The organism is Syntrophorhabdaceae bacterium, from assembly GCA_036504895.1.
Taxonomy (GTDB): domain Bacteria; phylum Desulfobacterota; class Syntrophorhabdia; order Syntrophorhabdales; family Syntrophorhabdaceae; genus PNOM01.
Map to the genome: position 1 here is coordinate 21,400 of DASXUJ010000005.1, position 7,285 is coordinate 28,684.

Annotated in this window: 5 protein-coding genes; 2 read left to right on the forward strand and 3 right to left on the reverse strand. The window is 54.0% G+C overall.

What is annotated here, in order from left to right; translation table 11 throughout:
• Window positions 1-3: 3 nt before the first annotated feature.
• The 3 genes from VGJ94_00575 to gnd are packed head-to-tail and all read right to left on the reverse strand — an operon-like array spanning window position 4 to window position 3,657.
• The gene (locus VGJ94_00575) at window positions 4-867 is read right to left on the reverse strand and encodes a transaldolase family protein (protein ID HEY3275086.1); all 864 of its coding nucleotides are present in this window, start codon (window positions 865-867) and stop codon (window positions 4-6) included.
• Window positions 864-2,702, reverse strand: coding sequence for a transketolase (locus tag VGJ94_00580; GenBank protein HEY3275087.1), 1,839 nt, complete (start codon window positions 2,700-2,702; stop codon window positions 864-866). The genes VGJ94_00575 and VGJ94_00580 overlap by 4 nt, the downstream gene beginning before the upstream one ends.
• Before the next feature lie 7 nt (window positions 2,703-2,709).
• Entirely contained in the window at window positions 2,710-3,657 is a 948-nt protein-coding gene (gene gnd, locus VGJ94_00585) for a decarboxylating 6-phosphogluconate dehydrogenase (GenBank protein ID HEY3275088.1), read from the reverse strand.
• 244 nt (window positions 3,658-3,901) lie between these two features.
• Between gnd and VGJ94_00590 the strand changes: the two genes are divergently transcribed.
• Both VGJ94_00590 and VGJ94_00595 read left to right on the forward strand, forming a co-directional pair.
• Entirely contained in the window at window positions 3,902-6,799 is a 2,898-nt protein-coding gene (locus VGJ94_00590) for a PAS domain S-box protein (GenBank protein ID HEY3275089.1), read from the forward strand.
• Window positions 6,800-6,864: 65 nt separating this feature from the next.
• Window positions 6,865-7,285, forward strand: a 421-nt coding sequence (locus tag VGJ94_00595; GenBank protein HEY3275090.1) for a response regulator, incomplete at its 3' end; no start/stop codon positions are given.

The window sequence follows — 7,285 nt, forward strand, 5'->3', positions numbered from 1 at the left end:
GCCTCACCCTATCATCGCATTCCAGTCCGCTGAAAACTGCTCCATGCCTTTGGTGGTGAGTTCATGGGCGATATCGTACCGGTCCCAGTTTTTCGAGAGGTCTATCTCTTTGTAAAGCATGTGCTTCAAATCGGGCAGCCAATAACGAAATTCCTTGTCCGGCATCGGCATGCCGCGCTCTCCCCACTCCTTCAGTATGGGAAAAGGAGCGGTGACGATGTCGGAGCCGAGCTTGAATGCATAGAGAAGGTGGTCGATAGTCCTCACGCTCGCAGTAAGCACAAGCACATGGCCATCTCCTTTTTTGTACATTTCGATGATATTTTCGATGAGCTGCATTCCATTCTCGCCGCGGTCATCGAGGCGGCCGATAAAAGGAGATACGAAAACATCCCCTCTTTTCGCCCCCCGGGTAGCCGCATATACCGCGGCAGCCTGTTCCTGCGAAAAACAGAGCGTCATATTCACACGCAGCCCCTCGGATAACGCTCGTTGTGCCGCCTTCAAACCTTCGGCGGAGGTAGGAAATTTTACGTGGCCATTAGGTATCCAGGAAAACATCTCCTTTCCCTGGCGGAGCATATCTTCCGCACGGGATTGTGTATCGGCGTATACCTCGACCGAAACCGAACCCTGCGGCATGAGTGAAGATATTTCACCGACCACATGCTTGTAGAAGGCGAGCAGCTCTTGTCCGCTGAATTTCTTGCCTCCCTGGATCTGTTTCCGTGCTTCCGGATTCTTTCCGATTAAAGTGGGGTTGGTGGTCTGACCGTCGAGAAACCCAAGAATACGGATAATCTCTTTTGTCTGATTGGGATCTCCCCCGTCCAGAAATATTTTTGTTTTAAGCCCCTCGGGTCTCATAGCACCTCCTTCACTTTTTCCATGATCGCCTTTCTTGATATCCCCTCGTAATCGAGAAGCTCCTCCGGGGTGCCGCTGGCAGGCATTTTTCCCACTGCAAGCACATGAACCGGCGCCAGGCCTGCAAGGACGCTCTCCACCGCTTCTCCGAGCCCTCCTTCCTTGTAATGGTCTTCAACAGTGATAACCTTCCCCGTCTGCCGGGCGGCTTCTCTAAGGGTCTGCGCATCGATAGGCTTGATGCTGTAGAGGTCTATTATCCGTATGTGTATATCTTCCTTTTCGAGGGCTTCGTACGCCGCGAGCGCCTCGAAAAGAGTCACCCCCGCTGCCACGACAGTCACCCTGTCCTTGCCGCTTCGCCGGAGCACCTTGCACCCTCCTATCTCGAAGATTTCGTCGGGGCCATAAAGGATAGGTGTATCCATTCTCGTGGTGCGTATATAGACGATCCCTTTATGGCCCGCCGACAGCTCCACGAGCCTTTCGGCGGAGACGGCATCGCTCGGATAAAACACTACACCTTCCAGGAGGGTTCTAAACATCGCAATATCCTCGAGACCCATCTGGGAAGGACCGTCCTGACCGATCGATACGCCCGCATGGGAGCCGCAAAATTTAATATTGGACCGGGAGTAGGAGGCCATCCGTATCTGATCGAAGGCCCGGGTCAGAAAAGCGGCGAAGGTGGACACGAAGGGTATTTTCCCGCGACTCGAGAGACCCTGGGCAACTCCCACCATATTCTGTTCGGCCACGTACATTTCGAAAAATCTTTCTCTGTGCGCTTCTTCGAAGAGTTCGGCATAGGTTGAATTGCCGACCTCCCCGTCCAGGACCACCATATTCGGAAAGCGGTCGAGTATCCGCACCAGTGCGTTTCCATAGGCGCGACGGGTAGATACCGCTTTTTCCGGCCCGTACTCCGGGGCTTTGATCTTTCTCTGCGGTTTCTGCACGGGTCTCGTATCTGCGGGTTTCGCAATGACGCCCGTGATGGAAGTATCCACGGCCCCCATCTCCGTCATTGCCTGCTCAAATTGGTCTTTGCTCAGGGCCTTTCCGTGCCAGCCGTTTTTATCCTCGATAAAAGATACCCCTTTCCCCTTGATGGTCCTCGCGATGATCATCACGGGCCTGTCAGAGACGGCGAGGGCTTTCTCGTAGGCAGCGACAATCTGATCATAATTGTGACCGTCGATGGTGATAACAGCCCATTCGAAGACAGAGATTCGCTTCTCGTATGCCGCGAGGTCGTGACCGTACATGGTCTCCCCTCGCTGACCGAGGCGGTTCACGTCGAGGATGCCGATGAGGTTATTAAGCTTGTAGTGAGCGGCGATTTGAATCGCTTCCCACTGAGACCCCTCGGCCATTTCACTGTCGCCAAGGAGCACGTAAGTACGATAAGGCAATTTGTCGATATATTTTGCGTTGAGGGCCATTCCGAGACCGATGGGAAGCCCCTGCCCGAGTGAGCCGGTAGATGCCTCCACATAGGGAAATGCGACGGTGGGATGCCCCTCGAGGCGGCTTCCGAATTTCCGTAGCGTCATCAGCTCATCGAAAGTGACCTGACCGGCCGCTGCCCACATGGCATAAAACAGGGGCGATGCGTGGCCTTTCGAAAAGATGATCCGGTCATTCCCGGGATGGTCGGGATGGGCCGCGTCATACCTGAAGGTGCCCCCGAAAAGGAGACCTGTCATCAGATCGCATGCCGACAGCGATGAAGTGGGATGACCGGAGCCTGCCCTGGTTGTCGACGCGAGAATATAATAGCGAATCAGTTTCGCGAGTTTCTCCAATCGCACCTCCATTGACGGGTTGATCATAGCTCCCTCACCTTTCCTTTTTCTCAAAGACGTCGTGTTGACCGAATTCGGTACGCAAGGCCGAGATGATCCGGCCTGTATAGCTCGGGTTGTCCCGGGACCTGGTCCGGAAATTGACTGCCTCTTCGATGACGGGGGCAGGAATGCCCCTCTGTCTGGCGACGTCTACCGTCCAGAGGCCCTCGCCGCTTTGGGCGACGGAGCCCGAAATCGTGTCCAGATCCTGACCATATCTTTCGAAGGCATCCCTCAGCCATCCTACCAACCTCGAGGTAATGACGCTGCCGTGATTGAAAACTTCGGCAACGGACGTGAGATTGAGTTCGAAAGGGGATTCCTTCATTACGGTAAAACCTTCCCCGATCGCCTGCATCATCCCGTATTCGATGCCGTTATGGACCATTTTCACAAAATGACCCGCCCCATGAGGGCCCAGATAGCGGCACCCGTTCTCAATGGAGAGGTCCACGAAAAGCTGCTCGCACTTGCCATAGGCCTCCCTTCTGCCGCCGGCCATTATGCAGGCGCCTGTTCGTGCACCCCGGGGTCCGCCGCTCACGCCCACATCGAGGAACTCTATTCCGGAAGCGGCAAGACTCTCTGCGCGTTTGATGGAATCAAGGTAAAAGGAGTTGCCCCCGTCTATGACCGTGTCGCCCCGGGAAAGGCGAGGCACGAGGGACTCGAGTACGCCGTCCACCGTTTCATGGGGCACCATGATCCAAATCAGACGAGGGGAAGTGAGTGCGCCGGCCAACATATCCAGGGAACCGGCGGCCCTTGCTCCTTCCCGGACCGCTTCATCGACCGCATTTTTATTGACATCATAGGCAAGAACCCCGTACCCTTTCTCCAGGAGACGACTTACCATGTTCCTGCCCATCTTTCCCAGGCCCACGTAACCCAATTCGGAATGCGCCGGCCCCGCATCAGATGCATTGTAGGCGGTATTCATTTCTCAACCCTTCGGAGCGGATTATGCCCCTTGTTTTCAATTACCTAAATATAAGTTAGGGGTGTGGGCGTTTCAAGGCCGGCTCCTTTTCCGGTTCGGCGCCATGGAAGAAAACCGGTTCGGCGCCATGGAAGAAAATCTGTCGTTCTCCGGCAAAAGGATCATAATTCTTCAGCCACGCACCCCAAGAATCTGAAAATGGTCTATAATTCAAATATAACCTCATTATTGGGAGGTGCACTTTATGCGGGATAAGGACAGGGACAAGGACAAGAATCTCTTTGTCTACGGGCCTTCCGAAAATTGCCACCCGAAGGGGAGTTCGGAAATTGAAAAAGAGCCCGAGGGAGGGTTCCAAACCGAATTAACCAAATCGGTGACACACCATGCGCTGACAGGGCAGAGTCAAAAACCCGGTGAGGCCCGTCACCGCCCGTTTATTGAAAATGTGCGGGACGGCATCTACCTCCTCGACAAGGAAGGACGCTTCACCTATGTCAATAACCTCATTGCCGAGCGATCCGGTTTTTCGCGGGAATGGTACATAGGAAAGCATTTTGCCGAGATAATCGGCAGCAGACATCGCCGCCGGGCCGTGGCGAAGCACGCAGCCGCAATGAGGGGCGAGATGCAGCCCCCCTTCGAGTTTACCTATTTTTCCTCTTCAGGTGAAGAGATATGGGTCGAGGTAAGCGTGACCCCTCTCGGAGAAGAAGGATCTATCATCGGATTGCTCGGTATTTCGAGGGATATATCATGGCGAAAGAGCACGGAGGGAGAGCTAAAGCGCCATCGGGACAGCCTCGAGCAATTGGTTGCCGAACGGACCGCGGAGTTAAGAAAGTCTGAAAAGAGATACAGGGATCTCGTAATCAACGCCCCGGTGGCCATATACCAAACGTCCCGGGCGGGGAATATCGTCTACGCCAACCAAACCTGCGCCCTCACGTTCGGGTTTAATTCGGTGGAGGAGCTCATCTCGGCAGGCCCTTTTCCACGGCATAGGACTTCGGAAGAGCGTAAGGACATGCTTCGGAAGCTCGATTCGCCGGAAGGCGTGAAAAATTGCGAAACTGAATTTATTGCAAAGAGCGGAGAACATCTCAACGTGCTTCTCAGCGCAACTCTGAAGGAAGGTCTTATATCCGGAATGATGATCGATATAACAGAGCGGAAGAAAGCTGAAAAGGAGCTGCAAAAAGAGCGGGAAACCTTTTTCACGATCCTTGAAAATGATCCCAGCGGTATTGCGCTGGTAGATGGCGATGGGAGGTATCGGTACGTCAATCCCCGGTTCACCGAAATTACCGGTTACACCCTGAAGGATGTCCCCACCGGGAAAATATGGTTTGAGAAGGCTTACCCGGATGAGACATACAGGAACGCAGTCATCCGCACATGGAAGCTGAACAGGCAGCCCGACGGCGGGAGTCTTGACGTCGAGTTCAGGATACGCTGCAAGAATGCGAAAGCCAAGGATATCGAGTTCAGAACGACCCACCTCTCCACCGGCACGATTACCGTGCTCAACGATGTGACGAGCCGCAAAGAGGTCGAAAGGGCGCTCCACGAAAGCGAAAGGAAATACCGAAGCATCTTCGAAAATGCCATGGAGGGTATATTCCAGACCACACCCCGGGGCCGGTTCCTGAGCGTGAACCCCGCTCTTGCACGGATTTACGGCTACGACTCCCCTCAGGAATTGATGAAGTGCGTCACCAATATCGGACGGCAAATGTATGTCCATCCCATAGATCGCACCCGGCTCAAAGATCTCTATAAGAAGCAGGGTTTCGTGGAAAAATTCGAGACCCAGCTTTACCGCAAGGACGGGAGCACGGTCTGGATCTCGATGAGCTCCCGCACGGTCCGTGACCCCCAGGGCCGGGTGCTCCATTATGAGGGCACAGTCGAAAATATCACCACCCGCAAAGAAAAAGAAGCGGTGGAAGCCCAGCTCCGACAATCGCAAAAGATGGAGGCCCTCGGGACCCTTGCGGGAGGGATAGCCCATGACTTCAATAATATCCTTGTAGGAATCATCGGTTTTACCGAAATACTTCTCGATGATACGGCCCCCGAAAGCCCGATGCACCGGAAGCTTGAGCTTATCTTTAAAAGTGCGAGGAGGGGGCATAATCTTGTGAGGCAGATTCTTGCCTTCAGCCGGAAAGGAGAGACGGACAGGAAACCTGTGGCGCTGGCGCTACTCATAAGAGAGGCAACCGAGCTTCTTCGGGCCACCATCCCCTCGAACATCGAGATTCGGGAGCGCATTCTTTTACAGAATGATCTGGTTCTCGCGGATCAGGTCCAGGTCCATCAGGTCCTCATCAACCTTTGCACGAATGCGGCTCATGCCATCGGCTCAAAGGGCGGCGTCATTGAAATAAGTCTCACCGACCAGCAACCCGATCCGGCTGATCCTGCAATGGAGAATGGTGAGATGAAGGGCCTTTATGTAAAACTTATGGTGAACGATACGGGATGCGGAATTCCACCCGAAACACTGGAAAGGGTGTTCGAGCCTTTCTTTACCACGAAAAAACCCGGCGAAGGAACGGGCATGGGACTCTCTGTGGTCCACGGAATCGTAAAAGCCCATGATGGTCTAATCTCCGTCAGGAGCAGGCTTCGCGAAGGCACTTCGTTCTCCGTATATCTCCCGCGGCTAAAAACCGGAAATCCTCCGGCCACGGCCATTCCGTCCGCAAAACCTCCCCCTCCCGGGCGAATACTTCTTGTCGACGATGAGGAGATTATCGCGGAGATGACGAGGGAAAGATTGGAACGTCTCGGCTACACGGTGACTGTGGTCACCGGCGGCAGTGAAGCCCTCAGCCTGTTCCGGAGCGATCCCGGCGCCTTTGATCTCGTGATTACCGACTATGCGATGCCGGCTATGACCGGAGCCGATCTGGCTCGTCAACTGACGAAGGAGGCGAAAAGGATACCGGTGATCCTCTGCAGCGGCGCCAATGAAAGCCTCTCCTTCAGGAAAATGAAGAAATTGGGGATATCAGGTTTTCTCGTGAAGCCTTTTCTGAAAGAGGAACTGGCCAGACAGGTCCGCACCGTGCTTCAGGGGGCCTATAGCATGCCGTCAGTCCCCGGGCGCGGCTCCCTCGCCGGGACGGAGTGACGGCAATCACCCTGTTGACTCTTTTCTTTCACGGCTTATATTCATCATGCGAAAGGGGGTGAGTCATGTCGGACAACCTCGATGTAATCATTATCGATGACGAACCGGAAGTTTGTAAGGTAATCACCGATATAGTGGAAACATTCTACTCCTGGGGTAATGTAATCTCTTTTACCAGCACCCGCGATGCTCTCGCGTATCTCGCGTCACGAAAACCCGGGGTGGCTATTTTCATACTCGACGTTTTTCTGGGAAATGAGACCTGCTTCGAAATCCTCGAATCGATCGTCGGCAAGTACCCGATGGCATATGAAGATGCGATTATCGTAACGGGGAATGCCAGCTCCGAAGTAGTGGACATGTGCATTGCTTCCAATATTACCTACCTCATCGAGAAACCGATACGGCCATATACGCTCCAATTGTCGGTTCGGGCGATTGTCTCGAAATATATTCGCTTTGCAAGAAGACTCCTCCAAGACCCCT